This is a genomic window from Acinetobacter sp. ABJ-A23_2, from assembly GCF_044538765.1.
In the GTDB taxonomy this organism is placed as follows: Bacteria; Pseudomonadota; Gammaproteobacteria; order Pseudomonadales; family Moraxellaceae; genus Acinetobacter; species Acinetobacter nosocomialis_A.
The window spans coordinates 25,672-45,933 of the sequence record NZ_JBIUCP010000028.1 but is presented as its reverse complement, the minus strand read 5'-3'; the positions used below and the strand labels follow the sequence as shown (position 1 = coordinate 45,933).

General features: G+C 40.8%; 20 protein-coding genes and 1 pseudogene. 15 read left to right on the top strand and 6 right to left on the bottom strand.

Annotation, left to right across the window (positions count from 1 at the left end; translation table 11 throughout):
• Positions 1–419: 419 nt before the first annotated feature.
• Positions 420–749, top strand: a complete 330-nt coding sequence (locus ACH63V_RS11045) for a hypothetical protein (protein ID WP_396463527.1) — start codon at positions 420–422, stop codon at positions 747–749.
• Positions 750–1,227: 478 nt separating this feature from the next.
• Positions 1,228–1,584 carry a four-helix bundle copper-binding protein gene (locus tag ACH63V_RS11040; protein ID WP_263613310.1) on the top strand — a complete coding sequence of 119 codons (357 nt, stop codon included), beginning with the start codon at positions 1,228–1,230 and terminating at the stop codon, positions 1,582–1,584.
• A 600-nt stretch (positions 1,585–2,184) separates the two neighbouring features.
• Here ACH63V_RS11040 and ACH63V_RS11035 read toward each other — a convergent pair.
• The 3 genes from ACH63V_RS11035 to ACH63V_RS11025 all read right to left on the bottom strand — a co-directional run bounded on the left by ACH63V_RS11035 (position 2,185) and on the right by ACH63V_RS11025 (position 5,569).
• The gene (locus ACH63V_RS11035; RefSeq protein WP_396463526.1) at positions 2,185–2,592 is read right to left on the bottom strand and encodes a GFA family protein; all 408 of its coding nucleotides are present in this window, start codon (positions 2,590–2,592) and stop codon (positions 2,185–2,187) included.
• Positions 2,593–2,620: 28 nt separating this feature from the next.
• The gene (gene cueR, locus ACH63V_RS11030) at positions 2,621–3,022 is read right to left on the bottom strand and encodes a Cu(I)-responsive transcriptional regulator (RefSeq protein ID WP_001020650.1); all 402 of its coding nucleotides are present in this window, start codon (positions 3,020–3,022) and stop codon (positions 2,621–2,623) included.
• Positions 3,023–3,097: 75 nt separating this feature from the next.
• Positions 3,098–5,569, bottom strand: coding sequence for a heavy metal translocating P-type ATPase (locus ACH63V_RS11025; RefSeq protein ID WP_396463525.1), 2,472 nt, complete (start codon positions 5,567–5,569; stop codon positions 3,098–3,100).
• A gap of 166 nt (positions 5,570–5,735) precedes the next feature.
• On the opposite strand from ACH63V_RS11025, the gene ACH63V_RS11020 reads away from it, so the two are divergent.
• Complete coding sequence (locus ACH63V_RS11020) at positions 5,736–5,936, top strand: heavy-metal-associated domain-containing protein (protein WP_077164555.1); 201 nt, start codon at positions 5,736–5,738, stop codon at positions 5,934–5,936.
• Between the two features lie 57 nt (positions 5,937–5,993).
• Here the strand turns inward: ACH63V_RS11020 and mobR are convergent, their stop codons facing one another.
• Positions 5,994–7,664 carry a phenol degradation transcriptional regulator MobR gene (gene mobR / locus ACH63V_RS11015; protein WP_396463524.1) on the bottom strand — a complete coding sequence of 557 codons (1,671 nt, stop codon included), beginning with the start codon at positions 7,662–7,664 and terminating at the stop codon, positions 5,994–5,996.
• Between the two features lie 369 nt (positions 7,665–8,033).
• On the opposite strand from mobR, the gene ACH63V_RS11010 reads away from it, so the two are divergent.
• The 7 genes from ACH63V_RS11010 (at position 8,034) to ACH63V_RS10980 (ending at position 13,756) form a co-directional block, all read left to right on the top strand.
• Positions 8,034–8,321, top strand: coding sequence for a phenol hydroxylase subunit (locus ACH63V_RS11010; protein ID WP_151963581.1), 288 nt, complete (start codon positions 8,034–8,036; stop codon positions 8,319–8,321).
• Between the two features lie 21 nt (positions 8,322–8,342).
• Positions 8,343–9,341 carry an aromatic/alkene monooxygenase hydroxylase subunit beta gene (locus ACH63V_RS11005; protein ID WP_396463523.1) on the top strand — a complete coding sequence of 333 codons (999 nt, stop codon included), beginning with the start codon at positions 8,343–8,345 and terminating at the stop codon, positions 9,339–9,341.
• Positions 9,342–9,352: 11 nt separating this feature from the next.
• On the top strand, positions 9,353–9,619 hold the full coding sequence (locus ACH63V_RS11000) for an MmoB/DmpM family protein (protein WP_151761574.1): 267 nt from the start codon (positions 9,353–9,355) through the stop codon (positions 9,617–9,619).
• Positions 9,620–9,664: 45 nt separating this feature from the next.
• Positions 9,665–11,191 (top strand): aromatic/alkene/methane monooxygenase hydroxylase/oxygenase subunit alpha, encoded by a 1,527-nt coding sequence (locus ACH63V_RS10995; RefSeq protein ID WP_396463522.1) that lies wholly within the window; start codon positions 9,665–9,667, stop codon positions 11,189–11,191.
• Positions 11,192–11,250: 59 nt separating this feature from the next.
• A complete protein-coding gene (locus tag ACH63V_RS10990; RefSeq protein ID WP_396463521.1) occupies positions 11,251–11,613 on the top strand; it encodes a phenol hydroxylase subunit P4 in 363 nt (120 codons plus the stop codon).
• 14 nt (positions 11,614–11,627) lie between these two features.
• Entirely contained in the window at positions 11,628–12,689 is a 1,062-nt protein-coding gene (locus tag ACH63V_RS10985; RefSeq protein ID WP_396463520.1) for an NADH:ubiquinone reductase (Na(+)-transporting) subunit F, read from the top strand.
• A 185-nt stretch (positions 12,690–12,874) separates the two neighbouring features.
• Positions 12,875–13,756 carry a transporter gene (locus tag ACH63V_RS10980; RefSeq protein WP_396463519.1) on the top strand — a complete coding sequence of 294 codons (882 nt, stop codon included), beginning with the start codon at positions 12,875–12,877 and terminating at the stop codon, positions 13,754–13,756.
• Between the two features lie 49 nt (positions 13,757–13,805).
• Here the strand turns inward: ACH63V_RS10980 and ACH63V_RS10975 are convergent, their stop codons facing one another.
• Positions 13,806–14,765, bottom strand: coding sequence for a LysR family transcriptional regulator (locus ACH63V_RS10975; protein ID WP_046812975.1), 960 nt, complete (start codon positions 14,763–14,765; stop codon positions 13,806–13,808).
• Positions 14,766–14,809: 44 nt separating this feature from the next.
• Positions 14,810–14,939 (bottom strand): annotated as a pseudogene (locus ACH63V_RS10970) (hypothetical protein).
• 106 nt (positions 14,940–15,045) lie between these two features.
• On the opposite strand from ACH63V_RS10970, the gene benA reads away from it, so the two are divergent.
• The 5 genes from benA (at position 15,046) to benE (ending at position 20,068) form a co-directional block, all read left to right on the top strand.
• Positions 15,046–16,428 carry a benzoate 1,2-dioxygenase large subunit gene (gene benA, locus ACH63V_RS10965; RefSeq protein WP_068563719.1) on the top strand — a complete coding sequence of 461 codons (1,383 nt, stop codon included), beginning with the start codon at positions 15,046–15,048 and terminating at the stop codon, positions 16,426–16,428.
• Positions 16,425–16,925 carry a benzoate 1,2-dioxygenase small subunit gene (gene benB, locus ACH63V_RS10960; RefSeq protein ID WP_057069834.1) on the top strand — a complete coding sequence of 167 codons (501 nt, stop codon included), beginning with the start codon at positions 16,425–16,427 and terminating at the stop codon, positions 16,923–16,925. Before benA ends, benB begins: the two co-directional genes overlap by 4 nt.
• Positions 16,926–16,996: 71 nt before the next feature.
• Positions 16,997–18,013 (top strand): benzoate 1,2-dioxygenase electron transfer component BenC, encoded by a 1,017-nt coding sequence (gene benC / locus ACH63V_RS10955; protein ID WP_396463518.1) that lies wholly within the window; start codon positions 16,997–16,999, stop codon positions 18,011–18,013.
• 18 nt (positions 18,014–18,031) lie between these two features.
• A complete protein-coding gene (locus ACH63V_RS10950) occupies positions 18,032–18,817 on the top strand; it encodes a 1,6-dihydroxycyclohexa-2,4-diene-1-carboxylate dehydrogenase (protein WP_396463517.1) in 786 nt (261 codons plus the stop codon).
• A gap of 57 nt (positions 18,818–18,874) precedes the next feature.
• The gene (gene benE, locus ACH63V_RS10945) at positions 18,875–20,068 is read left to right on the top strand and encodes a benzoate/H(+) symporter BenE (protein WP_396463516.1); all 1,194 of its coding nucleotides are present in this window, start codon (positions 18,875–18,877) and stop codon (positions 20,066–20,068) included.
• The last annotated feature ends 194 nt before the right edge of the window (positions 20,069–20,262 follow it).

The following is a 20,262-nucleotide window of genomic DNA, read 5'->3' as shown; positions in this document are numbered from 1 at the left end:
ATATGTCAAAAACAGTCCTATATTGTCGACAAAATCGTTGTAACAAGAAATATTACAAATACTTTTTATTTTTTAAAATTAGGAGCTTATTAAAAAGTGAATCTTGGTTCATTATAATTTGTTCAATTTTAAATTTGCAAAATTCGTCACACATTTTTTAAAAATATTACTCTAATTTAAAAAATGACTTCAAACTACTTAATAATTTATCTTTTAAAATTAAGTCGTTATTTTTGAGTGCTTTTTAATCAACCTATCTTATTTCCCCTCCATCGGAAAGAAATATCATACGCCTTGAAATTGCTAAATTGATCAATATATATACAAGTGAAAATCGTGATTTTACTGAATAGATGTATTGTTCCCCATCAATTCATTAATCGCCGCTTTCATCGAATTAAATAGTTGATGGAGGATGCATGATGAATGCTTATGTTCGCCCACATCCGGATGGTTTTAAATCTTATTTAGGAAAGGATCAGAAAACCGGTCTTTATACAGTACGGGTTGGTTGGACAATATATGAAACGAATGCCAATGGTTCTGTTTTGTATATTGTTAAAGAGGAAAGTAAAATTCCATTGGATGTAGAAAAGTTTAAAACTGACCGTCCCAAAATCTATGATGCACTTTTAAATGAAGTGCAATTTCAACGTAAGAAACAACTGGCTATTGAACTTCAAAAGTCCAATATACCCTCTTATGATCGTAAGGCCTATAAAAAACGGCGCGGCTTTACAAGCTCTTAAAATTATCTAGCAAAGTCAGTAGATACAGAAAAAGCACCCTTGGGTGCTTTTTCGTTTAACGACCAGTCGCAATTAACACAAACAGACTCAGTATTAATGTACTTAATGATCGTTTGCAGTGTACGTGGACTTCATGCTCAGCTCCGTGAGCGTACTGTTCAATGTTTTCCATTACGTGTGCTCTTAAAGTTCACACTGATAATTTGCCTAATTTTCATTCATTAAAAAATTAGCCAAAAGTATTATATCGAAATAAATTTTATGTCTTGTTTGAAGAGTTTTTTCTTCGTACTTCATCATTTTTCAAAACTTTAATTAGAAAAGTACATGTAACATTCTTATACGAGGTTAATCACTTATTGAGCATTTGTAGACCTTTCATTTCAAAGTGCCCTATAGGAAAAATGATTTTATAAAATGAAAAAAGATAAAAATATTCGGTTTTTTAATAATAGCCTTTCAAAAGGAGAATATTAAAATGAATAGCTCACAAGAACCAACCCCTTCTCTGTTTAGTCAAGCATCTACCTCTATTCAAGCATGCATTGAATGTATGTTTGCTTGTAAACATTGTGCCTCAGCATGTTTACAAGAAGAACATGTGCATATGATGCGTGAATGTATTAAACACTGTTTAACGTGTGTAGAAACCTGTCAGCTATGCACATCTTTAGAGTTAAGACATTCGGAGCTTGCTGAACAAGCTATGCAATTATGTGCCAGTGCATGCCAACTTTGCGCAGCTGAATGTAGTAAACACGAACATGAGCATTGCCAGATTTGTGCAAAAGCATGTTTAGCATGCGCCCAAGCTTGTCAGGCATATCGTGCTTAACTTCTAGTTAGCGTAAAAACCTACGACCTATTTGGCTCGTAGGTTTTAAAAATTTAAAAAACAAAGAATTAGAAAATTAAAATTTTAGATGAGATGAATAACTACTTTTCTTTAGGCATAAAAAAACCCGCATCTTGGGGAAAATGCAGGCTCTTAGATCTCCCACAACGACCATGAGTTCATTATTAAGCTTGAACTTTAAACCGTTGACTCAATGTACCTTTAATAAAAATAAATTTCAATACAGAATAGTCTGTATATTTAAAATATTTTGTTATTTTTACATTACTTTTTCATAAATAGTTTAAAAATCTATGATCTTCACAAATAAGAAATAGCTTTTACAGGCATTAAAAAAGCCCGTTTCACGGGCTTTTCTGCAACGGTGAGCAATCTAAGATTTGTGTCTATCCATTTCTTACATGCTCTTTGCTAGCTATATGTAAGGTCTTATCGTATCTTTTGCCCTGTCCCAAGTTTCCCTGTGGATCGAGGAGATATTACGATTACCTTAAGTACAGTTATAGCACATTATTTATTCATGGCTAGTGCTGTTCACGTTTTTTTACAAATGAATAAAATACAATCCAACCTTAATATTTAAGGGTTTTCTACCCCATTTTGATATTGGCGAGCACTATCGCAAATTGGATACCACTTCACTTTTGAAGACACAAAAGCATGAGAAATGACTGATGTCGATATTTGTTCATTAATGAGTCCTACCCTTAAACGCACTACATCAGGTTTATCTAGACGTTCACTCCAGACAGGTGAACCACAGGTTTTACAGAACACTCTCTTTTTGTTTGGAGAAGCAAAATACGCTTGCAAAAGGTTTTCACCCTGTACAATATTTAGATCACTTTTTTGTACTTGAGTAATGGCAGTGAAAGCAGCACCTTGGGCTTTTTGGCATTGTTTACAATGACAAACCATGATGGGCTCTAATTCGGCATTAATGTTGAATTGAATGCCATTACAAAGGCAAGAAGCTGTATAAGCCATGATTTTTCCTTTTTTATTTTTATAAGATTTAACTTACGCCTACACCTTTTTCAATGTGGTCTAAAATCGCACACGAAGCCTGTTGGTCACCACAGCAATCATCAGCTGAAGCCTGCAAAATATTAACCATTTCCTGTAAATGAGCAATTTTTTGCTTTAATTCGGCAATGTGTTTTACGGTTAAAGCTTTCACCTCTGCACTATGCCGATCGGTATTTTTCCAAAGCGAAATGAGCTCTTTCATCTGTTCGGATGAAAAACCTAACTCTCTGGCATGTTTTAAAAAGTTTAAAGTTTTAAGGTCTGTTTCTGAATAAATACGATAGCCAGAAGCAGAACGTTGAGCTGCTTCAAGTAAACCGATTTCTTCATAGTAGCGAATCATTTTCGCCGAAATGCCCGAATGTTTGGATGCCTGACCGATATTCATCTCACACCTCAAATATTAAATTTGGTTTAAGACCTTCTGTCATGATCTTAAACCAAAAGTTGATTTTCAGCACCCTTACTGTACTGGCGCATGAAAACGTTTTAAGCGTAATGCATTGCCTAAAACAAAGACTGAAGAAAGTGCCATCGCGCCTGCTGCAAACATAGGTGAAAGTAATACACCAAATGCTGGATATAGCGCACCTGCTGCAATGGGAATAAGTGCAACGTTATATACAAATGCCCAGAACAGGTTTTGACGTATGTTTCGCATGGTTGCTTTACTTAATGCAATTGCGTTCGGTACGCCTTTTAAACTACCTGACATGAGCACAACATCGGCAGCTTCAATGGCAACATCTGTTCCTGTACCAATAGCTAAGCCAACATCTGCTTGCGCCAAGGCTGGTGCATCGTTAATGCCATCACCTACAAAGGCCAAACGACCATATTGTTTTTGCAGTTGGCGAACTGTGTCCACTTTGCCTTCGGGTAAAACCTCTGCTACAACTTCATCAATATTCAGCTTTTTAGCAATCGCTTGCGCCGTATGACGGTTGTCTCCTGTAATCATGGCAACCTTGAGACCTAATTGATGCAAGGCCTCAATCGCAGCATAGGTTGTTTCTTTAATTGGGTCTGCCACGGCAATAATTGCAGCGAGTTTTTGATCAATAGCGACATATAGCGGTGTTTTACCTTCTTCACCTAATTGAGCAGCAATCACTTGGAATGAGTTGGTGTCTAAACCAAGTTGATGCATATAACGGTCTGCGCCAATTTGTACTTTTTGGCCTGAAACTTCCGCTTCAATACCTGAACCAGTAATCGAGTTAAATGCTGTTACGGGTAATAAGTTTAAGCTTTCACTTTCTGCTGCTTGAACAATCGCGAGTGCAATTGGGTGTTCAGACTTGGCTTCGACTGAAGCAACTAAAGTTAGCACTTGTTCACGCTCAAAACCTTGTTGCACATTAAAGTCTGTCAGTGTCGGTTTACCTTCGGTGAGTGTTCCTGTTTTATCAACTGCAACAACCTGTGCTTCTTGTAAAAGCTGCAAAGCTTCACCTTTACGGAACAAGACACCTAACTCAGCACCACGTCCAGTACCGACCATAATAGAAGTTGGTGTTGCAAGCCCCATCGCACATGGACACGCAATAATCAGTACCGCAACAGCATTCACTAATCCAAAAGTCAGCGCAGGCTCTGGCCCAAAAATAAACCAGACCAAGAAAGTAATTGCAGCAATTAGCATGACAGCCGGTACAAACCACATGGTGACTTTATCGACCAAACCCTGAATCGGAAGTTTAGAACCTTGGGCCTGCTCAACCATGCGAATAATTTGTGAAAGTACAGACGAGCTACCCACTGCGGTTGCACGAATGTTTAGAGTACCGTTCTGGTTGACCGTACCACCGACCACTTGATGCCCTACTATTTTTTCAACAGGAACAGGCTCACCCGTAATCATAGATTCATCAATGTAGCTGTGTCCTTCAACTACTTCACCATCAACTGGCACACGTTCACCCGGACGAATTTCTACAATAGTTCCACTGACCACCTCAGCAACAGCAACTTCTACCACTTGACCATCACGTTGAATACGGGCTGTTTTTGGCTGCATTCCTACTAAATGTTGAATCGCTTGTGAAGTACGTCCTTTAGCTTTTGCTTCGAAATATCGTCCGAGCAAAATTAAACTGACAATAACGGCAGCCGCTTCAAAGTAAACATTGACCGTGCCTTGTGGTAACACATGCGGCATAAAGGTTGCTACGACTGAAAAACTGTAGGCAGCCAAGGTTCCAACTGCCACTAGAGAGTTCATGTCTGGCGCTAAACGCCATAGGGCTGGAATCCCTTTTTGGTAAAAACGGCGACCTGGAAAAACGAGCACTAGTGTGGTCAAAGCAAACTGTAAAAGCCAGCTATTGTATTGACCAATCGTGTCCATGACCCACATGTGAAAAGCTGGAATGAGATGTGAACCCATTTCCAAAATAAACACAGGTAAGGCCAACACAATCGAAATGATTAAATCTTTTTTAAGCTGATCTAACTCTGACGCTTTTTTGTCGAGTTGCTCATCTTGATTTTTTTCAGATGCTTTTGCGTCATAACCTGCTTTTTTAACAGCGCGAATTAAGTCTTCAACATTGACTGATGCATCTGCTTGTACCCAAGCTTGCTCTGTTGCTAAGTTGACTGTGGCTTCTTGAACGCCTTCTACTTTTTTAAGGGCCTTTTCAACACGTGCAACACAAGATGCACAAGTCATACCCTCAATAGACAACTCCACTGGCGCAGATTTTGGAACATCGTAACCTGCTCGTTCAACTGCTTTAACTAGTGCTTCGCGATGGATCGGTTGATTTGAATAAACGACGGCTTTTTCTGTTGCCAAATTAACGTTGGCAATCTCTACATTTTCAACTTTCTTAAGTGCTTTTTCGACACGACCTACACAGGAGGCACAAGTCATGCCTTCGATTGGAAGTGTTTCACTATATGCTGGCAATTTTGTGTTTTTTGAGTCCATCAAACACCTCTGCAAATCTGCAAAATTTAATATTCTGTATTGAGCATACAGATTCCCATCATGGGAAGGTCAAGCATATTTTTTTAAAAAATTGGTCTTGACCTTACAATCATGACAAGGTTTAGACTCAGTGTTATCCAAACAAACATCTCATTCTTGATGGAGTATGAACATGAAACTACTTATTGAAAATATGACTTGTGGTGGCTGCGCTCGTGGCGTGACTGCGACGATTCAAGATATCGACCCAAATGCAAAAGTAGATGTAGATTTAGCGACCAAAATCGTGACTGTTGAAAGCAGTGAAAGCGTCGATAAAATTACCGAAGCACTTGAAGAAGATGGTTTCCCAGCGAAAGTGCAATAATGAATAAGGCCTAACGTTTAAAGTTAGGCCTTTATTTTTGAGCTTATTGATATTGACTCAAAGTTGAAATTTTTTAATTCGATAATCCAGTGCTGCCCGAGTTAGCCCTAATAAACGTGCCGCTTCAGACACATTATGATTTGCCTTTTTTAAAGCCGTTAAAATTAACTGCTTTTCGTGTTCTTCTAAATTAAACTCTGCCTGTAATAATTGCTCAAAGTCAGTTTTAACAGCTACAGCCTGCTCTGGGTCATGCTTAATCTGTGGGAAAATGGCATTTAACTTAATCAGTTGCTGATCATCCGTTAATAAAACCGCCCTTTCTAATAAATTTTCCAACTCACGAATATTTCCCGGCCATTCATATTGCTGCATAAAAACTTTGGTCTTTTCACTTACACCCTGAATGGTTTTGCCGTACATTTTTTCAAAGCGATGAAGAAAGTGTTCAACCAATAAAGGAATATCTTCACGGCGCTCCCGCAAAGGTGGAATCTGGACTGGAAAAATATTTAAGCGATAATACAAATCTGCCCGAAAGCGCCCTGTTTTCACAGCCTGCTCAAGATCTTCATTGGTTGCTGTAATTACACGGACATCTAAAATACGAGTTTGTGAATCTCCGACTCGCTCAAATTCACCTTCCTGCAAAATGCGTAATAGTGCTGCTTGTGCACGAGGTGAAAGCTCAATCACTTCGTCTAAAAAAATCGTACCGCCATTGGCTCGTTCAAACTTACCCAAGCGAGACTGATTCGCTCCTGTATAAGCACCTTTTTCTACGCCAAATAATTCGGACTCAATTAATTCTGGTGGAATTGCTGCACAATTTACCGCAACAAAAGGCTGGTCTTTTCTTTGGCTATTTGCATGAACCCCTCGTGCAAAAGCTTCTTTACCAACCCCTGTTTCGCCTTGTAACAAAATAGAAACTTTCGAACCTGCTGCTTTGGTTAGTAATGCACAGACCTGTTTATAAGATGCTGACTTACCCACAGAACTAAATAATTGGTAATCGGCTTCACTGTCGCTATAAATTGATTTTTTAAGCTCAAAAAGTTCAGCCTGCAACGCAATTAGTTCTTTTTCCATGGGTTCGGGAGACATGAACTGAATCAGCTCATCTGCATTTTCCCACTCTTCTAAAGGTTTACCGATAATACGGCAATGCTCATCGCCGCAAGCTTTACATTCTATTTCTTGATAAATAATGGTCATGCCCGTCGCAAAACTACTGTAGCCGCATGCATAACCCAGAAGCATCCAGCACGCAGGTTCATCACTTGGACCAAAATGCTCTAAATGCACATCGGCTTCAAAAGAGTTAAGCCAATTTAAATCGGCATAAAACTGTTTTTTATCGTGGCTTAAATTGAGTTGGTTGGCCTGTACTTGAACCATTCCGCGAATCGCATGCATTTGTGGACCCGCCATGAAAGCATCGTGTTCATTTAAATCGGGACGCATTTTTGTAGTAACTTCTGCATCCTTTAACCCAGCTTGATACCCTAAACGAATAAAGAAACGCTTGGTTCGCTCAAGCCCAATCATGTGCGCTAAATCTTTACGCAAATATCCCATAATACTGGTGTGTAAAAGCAACATCCGATATTCATCAAACCAGATTTGGCCGTGGGCAGTATCAAAGTGCAGTTTAGACAGCAAATCGTGAATTTCTTGCGGATGATCTGCGTATCGTCCCGTTGTATCGTATTTTACTCGAGCCATGAGTGATCTGTTTTAATCCATTAAACACATTTGGGTTTTATCTCATCTTATCGAAGAACCAGATAAATGTCCTAGTACCTTAAAGACATAACTTCATACTAAAAAAGTATTTCTAAATCTCCCCATTTAAAGCCTAAAAAAATCTAAAAAGAAATTTTTACGACCCTTTTCATCAAATCATGAATATCTCTATTTCACCATTCAAAAAAATTAATGAAATGGTGAATTTTAAAAATGCTGCACTTTTAATAAAAATTCTAAGCAATTGTTTTTAATTATAAAAATAAAGTTGGCATAGCTTTTGTAAAGCTTATAGCGAGAGCAAGGAGCATTCATCAATTTCAAGACCATGTCTTGATGGAGTACAGCATGACGCAACCTCAAGTCGAAGCATTAACCAAATATATTCGGGTCACTGGCGACTTAAACGCAGAGTTTATCGAATTCGATTTTGCCATTCATGACCCAAGTCTATTTGTGGAACTGGTTTTGCCTAAACATGCATTTAATGATTTTTGTAAGACCAATCAAGTGATTGAAATGACCCAAGAGCAGCAAGCTTTTAATGATGCTCAGGAAGAAAAATGGCGCTATGGCACTGAAGCAACCTTAGTCGGCACGCAACGTAATAGCAATGATCACGATGATCAGATGTAAAAAATATAAGGAGATAAAGCCATGACTTTAGAAATCAAAACGTCAAATGTCGAACCTATCCGCCAGAACTACGCCTATATCGAAAGACGATTTGGTAGTAAGCCAGCAACTCGATATCAAGAAGTAAGTTTTGATGTACAGGCAGAAACTAACTTTCACTATCGACCATTGTGGAAACCTGAAAAGACCTTAAATGATAAAACCCATACTGCCCTGCAAATGCAAGATTGGTATGCATTCAAAGATCCACGTCAATTCTATTATGGAACTTATGTTCAGCACCGTGCGCGTTTGCAAGACACAGCCGAAAGTAATTTTGCTTTTTTTGAAAAACGTCAGCTTGCAGAGCATTTGTCTGACGAAGTTAAAGCCAAGGTCATTGAATGCCTATTGCCATTTCGCCACGTTGAACAAACTGCAAACTTACACATGATGTCTGGAAGTGCCTATGGTTATGGCACCGTGCTTACCCAAGCTTGTATTTATGCCGCGATGGATCATTTAGGGATAGCGCAGTACATCTCACGGATTGGTTTAGCTTTAGATAGTAATAGCGGCGATTCATTACAACAGGCAAAACAGGCTTGGATGCAACATCCGGCATGGCAAGGTTTACGCCGTCTGTGTGAAGAAAGCCTCACCGAGCAGGACTACTTCAAACTTTTCTTATTACAGAACCTTGTGATGGACGGCTTTGTGTCAGAGCTTGTCTATCAACAGTTTGATCAGTGGTTAGTCACTCAAAATGCTCGCGACTTAGCCATGCTGACTGAGTTTATGAAAGACACTTTAGGTGATTTACGTAAGTGGTCAGACACCGTCATTAAAACTGCGGCAGCAGAATCCGATCATAACAAACAGCTATTAAATGAATGGTTCACTGAGTCTCTAGCTCAAGTGAAAGCAGCCTTTACACCTTGGGCATCAGCAGCCTTAACAGCAGATGCAGTCGATCAAGCAGAACATGCCGTTATTGAACGCGCAAAAAAACTCGGCCTACAACCACTTACAAATGCTTAAGGAGAAGCAACATGTCTAAAGTCTATCTCGCATTACAAGACAACGATACTTCACGCTACATCCTCGAAGCGATTGAAGAAGATAACCCTGAAGCTTCAATTCAGTATTTACCCGCCATGATTCGAATTGAAAGTGAAACTGATTTGGTGATTAAAGCTGAAACCGTATCTGAAAAACTAGGCCAAGATTGGGACATCCAATCGTTACAACTCAACATGATTACGCTGGGTGGCAACGTCGAAGAAGATAACGATACTTTCCGCCTTCACTGGAATTAATCACAATATAGATGTTGTTTAACAAAGATTTAAGGATGATCAATCATGACAACTCAAACGAAAGAAACCAGCAAAAAATTAAATGCGAAAGATCGTTACCGTGCATTAACCCGTGATCTGGACTGGGACTTTTCTTATGCTAACCGTAAAGATGCTTTCCCTTATGAAGAGTTTGAAGGTATCAAAATTACGGACTGGTCTAAATGGGAAGATCCATTCCGTTTAACTATGGATGCTTACTGGAAATATCAGGCAGAAAAAGAGAAAAAACTTTATGCCATTTTTGATGCCTTTGCTCAAAACAACGGTCAGATGAATGTCAGCAATGAACGCTACTTAAATGCGATCAAACTCTTTTTAACGGCGGTTACCCCACTTGAATATCAGGCTTATCAAGGTTATGCACATGTAGGTCGCCAGTTTAGTGGTATTGGAGCACGTATTGCTTCTCAGATGCAGTCGATTGATGAGCTGCGTCATGTACAGACTCAAATTCATGCCATGAGCCATTACAACAAGTTCTTTGATGGTTTTCAGGATTGGGCGCACATGCATGACCGCGTTTGGTATTTGTCTGTGCCTAAATCATTTTTTGAAGATGCCCGTTCTGCTGGCCCTTTCGAATTTTTATTAGCCATTAGTTTTGCTTTTGAGTATGTACTTACCAACTTACTATTTGTGCCGTTTATGTCGGGTGCAGCTTATAACGGCGATATGGCAACCGTAACCTTTGGTTTTAGTGCACAGTCAGATGAAGCACGCCACATGACGCTTGGTCTTGAAATCGTAAAATTCTTGCTCGAACAACATGAAGACAACGTGCCGATTGTGCAGGAATGGATTAATAAATGGTTCTGGCGTGGGACACGTTTGCTTTCAATTGTAGGCATGATGATGGATTACATGCTGCCAAACAAAGTGATGTCGTGGAAAGAAGCGTGGGAAGTTTATTTTGAACAGGCAGGCGGTGCGCTATTTAAAGATTTAAGCCGCTATGGCATCCGTATGCCGAAATATAGCGATGTCATTGTGAAAGAAAAAGAGCATGTCTCACATCAGGCATGGTGGATTTTCTATAACTTTGGTCATGCTGCCGGTTTCCATACTTGGATTCCAACCGACGAAGAAATGGATTGGTTATCGGCTAAATATCCAGACACTTTCGATAAATACTACCGTCCAAAATGGGAGTTGGCTCGCAAAATGGAAGCCGAAGGTAAACGCTTCTACAGCGCAGGTTTACCACAGCTTTGTCAGGTTTGTCAGATTCCAATGACCTTTACTGAAATGGGCGATGATCCGACTCAGTTTAGTTATCGCCATAGCATCTACCAAGGCGAACGCTACCACACCTGTTCAGATGGCTGTCATGACATTTTCGAGCGCGAGCATGAGAAATATATACAAGCATGGCTACCTGTAAATCAAATTTTGCAAGGCAACTGTGGTGGCGGTGACCTCGAAACCATGCTCCGTGATTATTACCGCATGAATGTCGGCGCCGACAATCTGGATATTGAAGGCTCACCAGACCAACAGCGCTGGAAAAAATGGAAAGGCAACGCAGCATAAACACAAGGAATTGTTCAGGCAGTCATCAAGCTGCCTGATCGGAAATAAGGAGATTGAACATGACTGTTCGCGCGATACACAACAACTATCAATTTGAACCACTTGATCTGCAAAAAAATTATGGCGATCAATTCTTACTTTACGTGGGTTGGGATCATCACACACTTTTTTGCTCGGCACATGCCATGCTTGCCTCACCTCAACAGACTTTTGGACATTTGATTGAGCAACAAATTACAGGTGGTTTTGCCCAACATCCAGATTTTGCCAAAATTGATTGGTCAAAAGTGCAATACATCTTAGATGATCAAACAATCAATCCAGAGAGTACTCAAAGCTTGGCAGAGCTCGGTTTTGGTCACAAATCATTACTTCGTTTCGTTACGCCAGAATTAAATGGCTATAACGATAGCTACGTTTAATTCGGAGGTGTGTCATGAGTTATCAAGTCACCATTGAACCGATCGGGACAACGATTGAAGTAGAAGAAGATCAAACCATTTTAGACGCCGCTTTACGTCAAGGCGTTTGGTTACCCTTTGCCTGTGGTCATGGCACTTGCGGGACATGCAAGGTTCAAGTCACCGACGGTTTTTATGATGTCGGTGAAGCCTCGCCATTTGCGCTCATGGATATTGAACGTGATGAAAATAAGGTGCTTGCCTGCTGCTGCAAACCACAATCCGACATGGTCATTGAAGCCGATGTCGATGAAGACCCAGATTTCTTAGGTCATTTGGTTCAAGACTATCAAGCGACCGTCATTGAAATAAAAGACCTGTCGCCGACCATTAAAGGAATCCGACTACAACTAGATCGTCCAATTGAGTTCCAAGCTGGTCAATATATCAATGTCCAGTTCCCAAACATTGAAGGAACTCGAGCGTTTTCAATTGCCAATTCACCAAGTGAAGTGGGCATTGTTGAGCTGCATATTCGTAAAGTTGAAAGCGGTGCAGCGACCACTTATGTGCATGAACAACTTGCCACGGGCGATCAGCTTGATATTTCAGGCCCTTATGGTCAATTTTTCGTACGCAAGTCAGATGATCAAAATGCCATTTTCATTGCGGGTGGTTCAGGTCTTTCAAGTCCACAATCGATGATTTTAGATTTGCTTGATTCTGGAGATAGTCGCACGATTTACCTCTTCCAAGGAGCACGAGACTTGGCAGAGCTATACAACCGAGAATTGTTTGAACAGCTCGTAAAAGACTATCCGAACTTCCGCTATATCCCTGCCCTGAATGCACCAAAACCAGAAGACCAATGGACTGGATTTACCGGATTTGTGCACGAGGCTGTTGCCGATTACTTTGAAAATCGATGTGGTGGACACAAAGCATATTTGTGTGGTCCACCCATCATGATCGACTCGGCAATTTCAACACTCATGCAAAGCCGCTTATTCGAACGGGACATTCACACTGAACGGTTCTTAAGTGCAGCAGATGGCGCTGCTGGACAATCGCGTTCGGCCTTATTCAAACATATTTAAAGACAAACCATTAAACCATCCACTTTTTCAAATGAGCTTTGTATTGGCACTTTAGCGAAAGAAAATACAAGGCTCATAGGAGTTCTGCATTCCAAATTTACAGGTTAAACAGACGCAAACTTTTAAAGACCGTTAAGGAATAACGTTTTTAGTGACAAGCCAAACAACACAGAATAGGACATTCTATGAATAACAAAATTGCTGCAATCATATGTGGTGTAATCAGCGCCCTTTACCTTCCTTCTGCATTTGCGACAGAAAACGGCTCGGACTCTTTTGCCTTAGGTGCCGAAGGTATGATGGCGGGTGCCTTACCACCTGCTGGGGTCTATCTACTCAGTTATTATCAAAATTATCACGCATCAGAGTTTCAAAATGGTCCCGATCAGTTCCATGTTGATGTCAACGCCGTGGTTCCGCGGTTGGTCTGGATGACCGATCAAAAAATTATGAATGGACAACTCGGGTTTTATGCAGCCCAGCCATTGGTTGATCTAAGACTCAAAGTAAATGGAATGGCTGACTCAAACCAAGGTCTCGGAGACTTGATTTTGGGTGGCATGCTCGGCTGGCATCAAGGAAATCATCACTGGATTGCAGCACTAGAAACTGTGCTGGCAACAGGTGAATATGACACTCCAAGTACGACACATCCAGTTGAAGCTAATCTCGGGAAAAACTATCACACCATTCGACCTATTCTTGCCTATAGTTATGCCAACGCGGCAGGTTTAGATCTATCTACTAAACTGTCTTATAGCTGGAATACGCGTAACGATGCGACTGACTACCAGTCTGGACAATACATTGCGGGTGACTATAGCTTGGGTTATCGCATTAACCCAAAAATTAAAGTTGCAGTTGAAGGCTATGCCTTTAAACAAACCACAGATGACAAAGTAAACGGAAGTGACATTGGGTTTAAAGGACAGGCTTTTGCAATTGGTCCAGGCATTCAATATGCCGATAAGAACTGGTCTATTGAAGCCAAATTTCTAAAAGAAACCGAAGTCGAATATCGTCCCGAAGGCCATACCAGCTGGCTAAAACTGATTTGGGCTTTCTAAAACACATCAACGCATAGCTTCAACTTTTGAGGCTATGCACTTCTCTTATTTAAAAATCGATACCGTTTGAATCATCGATCGGATTCTGATCGAGCGTGAAAACGGTGCGTTTATATGGAATACCTTCAAGATCATAAACCTGATAAATACAATCAAATAGTGACTGTAAATCTTCACTTCGGTCCATTGCCCGTGCTGTAATAAAAATTGGGCTGACCGCGCCGTTATCTAAAATCGGAATATAGTTTAAGTGTGGAAATCGAATGGTATCGGCACTTGCCGGAATAATACAGATGCCTTCTCCCGCTGCCACTAAGCCCAAAGCCAGTTGAATTTCTCGTATCTCATGCATATTTTTCGGAACCAAACTATGTTCGGCAAAAATATTCAAAAGCTGAGTTGAAAAATTAGGCTTTGGCGAAGTGGGATACATAAACATCTTTTCATCAATCAAGTCAGCTAGATATACCCCTTCCGTACGCTGTGCAATAGGATGACTCGTATGCGCAGCAACCACCAAGCGTTCTTTACGTAGCAAAATACGTCTCACAGCAGGATCACTAATTCTTAAACGTCCGAAACCGACATCAATACGTCCTTCTTTTAATGCCTGTAACTGTTCGGTTGTACTTAACTCCATGAGCTGAATATTCAAATGAGGTTGTTGTTGGCGAAATAAATAAATGATTCGAGGTAGCAAACCATAGAGTAAAGACCCAACAAAACCAATGGTCATACTTCTTTCGATGAGACCAATACGCTTGGTCATACTTTTTATTTCTTCAGCATTCGACAAAAGTTTAACGGCGTGCTGGTAAAAGAAATGCCCTGCTTGTGTGGTTTGTAAAGGACGGCTTCCTCGCTCAAACAGTTGAATGCCAAGCTCGCTTTCCAGATTTTGAATCTGTCGACTCAAAGGTGGTTGAGCAATAAATAGTTTTTCGGCTGCCTTTGTAAAGCTCTGCTCTTCAACAACCGCCACAAAATACCGTAAATGTCTTAGTTCCATAAGGCTTCCATACCTTTAAGATATAAAAAAATGCAAATTCAGTCTTAGACACAGTTTAACCATTCTTTTAAGGTATATACAAGCAACAAACCGATGAAGTGATGAATTGCTTTGTGAACAAGCCTTCTTGCCAATCTTCCAGTTATTCATCTTCATCAATTCACGGTTAAACACCCAGCGCACTCATGCGCTTCATTGACAATATTAGGATATCAAGACCTTTTAGACCGTAGCTAAGGCCTTGGTGACTTCCACACTTTTGGAAAGTCGGAGAACGGACATGCCACGTATTCCTGTAATCAATACTAGCCATCTTGACCGTATTGATGAATTACTTGTCGATAATATCGATACAGGTGAATTTAAACTTCATCGCTCAGTGTTTACTGACGAAGCCCTATTTGACCTCGAAATGAAATATATCTTCGAAGGCAATTGGGTTTACTTAGCGCACGAAAGCCAAATTCCAAACAATAATGACTACTACACCACTTACATTGGTCGTCAGCCAGTCATTATTGCCCGCAACCGTAACGGCGAACTCAATGCCATGATCAATGCGTGTTCACACCGCGGAGCACAACTTTGCCGTTACAAGCGTGGTAATAAAGCAACGTATACTTGCCCTTTCCACGGCTGGACTTTTAACAACTCAGGTAAATTGCTCAAGGTTAAAGATCCAAGTGAAGCAGGCTATTCTGACTGTTTTAACCAAGATGGCTCACACGACCTTAAAAAAGTGGCTCGTTTTGAGAGTTACAAAGGTTTCTTATTTGGTAGCTTAAATCCCGATGTTCCTTCACTTGAAGAATTCTTGGGAGAAACCACCAAAATCATCGACATGATTGTTGACCAGTCTGAACATGGTTTAGAAGTTTTACGTGGTTCATCTACCTATACTTATGAAGGTAACTGGAAACTCACCGCTGAAAATGGTGCCGATGGTTATCATGTTTCTGCTGTTCACTGGAACTATGCGGCAACAACTCAACACCGTAAAGAAACTCAAGCTGCTGATAACATTCGTGCGATGAGTGCAGGTTCGTGGGGTAAACAAGGCGGTGGCTCGTATGGCTTTGAAAATGGCCACATGTTGCTTTGGACACAGTGGGCAAACCCAGAAGACCGTCCAAACTTCCCGAAAGCAGATGAATACACCGAAAAATACGGTGAAGCGATGTCGAAATGGATGATTGAGCGCTCACGTAATCTTTGTCTCTATCCAAATGTTTATTTGATGGATCAGTTTGGTTCGCAAATTCGTGTACTTCGCCCACTTTCGGTTAATCGAACTGAAGTCACCATTTACTGTATCGCACCTAAGGGCGAAGCACCTGAAGCTCGTGCACGTCGTATCCGCCAATATGAAGATTTCTTTAATGCATCAGGTATGGCAACACCAGACGATTTAGAAGAATTCCGTGCTTGTCAGGCAGGCTATGCAGGTATTGCACTTGAATGGAATGACATGTGCCGCGGTTCAAAACACTGGATTTATGGACCAGACGATGCAGCGAACGAAATCGGTTTAAAACCCATGTTAAGTGGGATCAAAACTGAAGATGAAGGGCTTTATCTTGCCCAACATCAATATTGGTTACAAACCATGAAACACGCGATTGCATCAGAGAAAGAAATTGCTGATCAGGGAGAAACAGCATGAGTGCTCAAGACAAAGCAACTTTAGAAAATATTGCTCAGTTTCTCTATCGTGAAGCTCGTTTTTTAGATGATGAACAATGGGATGACTGGCTTGAATGCTATGCACCGGAAGCTTCTTTCTGGATGCCAGCTTGGGATGACGACGATAAATTAACTGAAGACCCGCAATCTGAAATTTCACTTATTTATTATCCAGACCGTCAAGGTTTAGAAGATCGTGTGTTCCGTATTAAAACCGAGCGCTCATCAGCAACCATGCCGGACACACGCACAAGCCACAATATTGCCAACGTTGAAGTTCTCGATCGCGACGGCGACAAAGTCACTGTTCGCTTTAACTGGAATACCTTGAGTTTCCGTTACAAGACAAATTACAGCTATTTCGGTATGTCACGTTATGTGATCGATTTTTCAGGTGATCAACCAAAAATCTTGAGCAAGTATGTCGTTTTGAAAAATGACTACATCAATCAAGTGATTGATATTTACCACCTTTAAGACATCCCCCCTCAGTTAAACGGACTGTTGACTGAGGGTAAAAGTTTCAAATATTTTGTAGGATACATGCCATGTCAAACCACAATATCGCACTTCAATTTGAAGATGGTGTTACACGTTTCATTAACGTAGCTCAAGGTGAAACCCTATCTGACGCAGCCTATCGCCAAAAAATTAATATTCCTTTGGATTGCCGTGATGGTGCATGTGGAACTTGCCGCGCATTTTGCGAGTCTGGTAGTTATGACATGCCAGAAGAAACCTATATTGAAGATGCATTAACCCCTGAAGAAGCTGAGCAAGGTTATATTCTTGCTTGCCAATGTCGACCAACTTCAGACGCCGTATTCCAGATTCAAGCATCGTCAGATGTTTGTAAAACAGAAATTCATAGCTTCCAAGGCACCTTAGCCCGCGTTGAAAACTTATCAGATTCAACCATCACTTTTGACATTCAACTTGATGATGGCCAACCGGATATTCATTTCCTTGCAGGTCAATACGTCAACGTTGCAATTCCTGGAACTGGCGAAACACGTTCATATTCATTTAGCTCAAAACCGGGTAACCGTTTAACTGGCTTTGTGGTCCGTAACGTACCGAATGGCAAGATGAGTGAATTCTTAAGCAAAAATGCTCAAGCTGGTGACAAAATGACATTTACCGGTCCATTCGGTAGCTTCTATTTGCGTAATGTAGCGCGTCCTGTGCTTATGCTAGCAGGCGGTACTGGCATTGCCCCATTTATGTCGATGTTACAAGTGCTTGAAGAAAAAGGATCAGAACAACCTGTTCGCTTAGTCTTTGGCGTAACCAATGACTTTGATTTGGTTGCTCTAGAAAAACTGAATGAGTTGCAGGCGAAATTTCCATGGTTCGAATATCGAACTGTAGTTGCAAGCCCTGAGAGTAACCATGAACGCAAAGGCTATGTCACCAGTCATATTGAAAGTGACTGGTTAAACGGTGGCGACGTCGATGTTTATCTATGTGGACCTGTTCCAATGGTAGAAGCTGTACGCGGCTGGTTAGAAACTGAAAATATCAAACCTGCTAATTTCTTGTTTGAAAAATTCTCTGCGAATTAACAGGTGGAGAAATTATCTATGTCAAACCATCAAAGATTTACCGATAAAGTTGTGATTGTTACGGGTAGTGCCCAAGGTATTGGCCGTGGTGTGGCACTGCAAGTCGCAGCTGAAGGCGGCCAAGTCATCATGGCTGATCGCTCTGAATATGTTGAAGACGTTCTCAAAGAAATTCAGAGTGCAGGTGGCGATGCTGTCACGATTAATGCTGACCTTGAAACCTATGCAGGTGCGCAAGCGGTAGTTGCAAAAGCCATTGAACACTATGGTCGGGTAGATATCCTGATTAATAATGTAGGTGGCGCGATCTGGATGAAACCTTTTGAAGAGTTTTCCGAAGAAGAGATCATTAAGGAAGTAAATCGCTCATTGTTTCCAACTTTATGGTGCTGCCGCGCTGTGCTACCCGCCATGATTAAGCAACAATCGGGTGTTATTGTAAATGTGTCTTCAATTGCAACCCGTGGTATTAATCGTATTCCCTACTCGGCATCTAAAGGTGGAGTAAATGCTTTAACGGCATCGCTTGCTTTTGAACATGCTAAAGATGGAATTCGAGTCAATGCTGTTGCGACGGGTGGAACCGAAGCACCACCTCGCAAAGTACCGCGAAACGCCAACCCATTAAGTCAAAATGAAAAAGACTGGATGCAGCAAGTAGTTGATCAAACAATAGATCGAACATTTATGGGTCGTTATGGCACAATTCAAGAACAAGTGAATACAATTTTATTTCTTGCATCAGACGAAGCATCATATATGACTGGCTCGGTTATTTCGGTCGGAGGTGGAGATCAGGGTTAACCCTGATCTTTTTGCATGATTGGGTAAATAACATGATTTGCATGGAGGCAATCACACATGGCAACCCTGTTAAAGACATTAAAAAATGACTGGTCCATATCAGCAACAGTTGCTGGCTTTCTTGCGGTTTTAATTTCTTACTCAGGCCCACTGATTATTTTTTTCCAAGCTGCTCAGCGTGCTCATGTGTCTACCGACATGATGGTGTCATGGATTTGGGGAATTTCAATTGGTGCCGCCGTTTCAGGTATTTATCTTTCGATTAAATATAAAACGCCTGTCATAACTGCATGGTCTGCACCGGGTACTGCCCTGTTAGTTACCCTATTTCCCAATGTCTCGTTGAATGAAGCAGTAGCCGCCTATATTACTTCCGCTATCGTTATTTTTTTAATTGGTATTACAGGTTACTTCGACAAGTTACTGAAGTGGATTCCCCAAGATGTTGCTGCGGGCATGATGGCAGGTATTCTTTTTCAATTTGGTATTGGTCTGTTTACCGCGTCTGATAGCATGCCTTTTATTGTTTTTAGCATGCTTATTGTCTTTTTAATTGCCAAACGTTTAATGCCGCGCTACACCATGATTTGGGTGTTAGCTGCCGGAGTTTTATTGAGCCTCTTTTTAGGCAAAATGAATCCGGTTGATGTGAGTTTTAGTTTAGCTATTCCGCAGTGGATTAGCCCAGAATGGACATGGAACTCAACACTGAATCTCGCCGTTCCTCTCATTTTAGTCAGCCTAACCGGCCAATTTTTACCGGGTATGGCGATAATGAAACTCAGCGGTTACGACACCCCAGCCAAACCCATTATTACTGTCACTAGTATTGCCTCTTTAGCTGTTGCCTGTGTCGGCGGTATTACCATTGTACTTGCCTCAATTACCGCAGCTTTATGTATGGGTAAAGATGCACATGAACTTAAAGAAAAACGTTACATCGCAGGAATCGCCAACGGAATTTTTTATATTTTAGGAGGCTTATTTGCTGGCAGTATTGTCATGCTATTTAGTTTACTTCCTAAAGAGTTGGTTGCAGCACTGGCTGGTTTAGCCTTGCTTGGAGCGATTGCGACCAATATTTCTGTTGCCATGAAAAATGACAATCAACGTGATGCTGCGCTTATTACCTTTTTAGCCACAGCATCAGGCATGCATTTTCTAGGATTAAGCTCAGTTTTTTGGGGTATTTGCATTGGTGTAATTGCCCATTTCATTCTCACACCACGCTCAACGCCAACCACACATTAAGTTTTTTATCTAAGTGGCCCCCACTAAAATCAAACCTCAATCGCCAAATCAGGATGCAAATAATTTGCTAATTCTGATTTGGCGATTTTTATTAAATATAGATTAAATTTAATTTTTAAGATGAATCTCTAAAATAATTAAATAATAGACTTTAGTATTTTGTTTTTATATTTTCACCTCAATTTTTAATATAA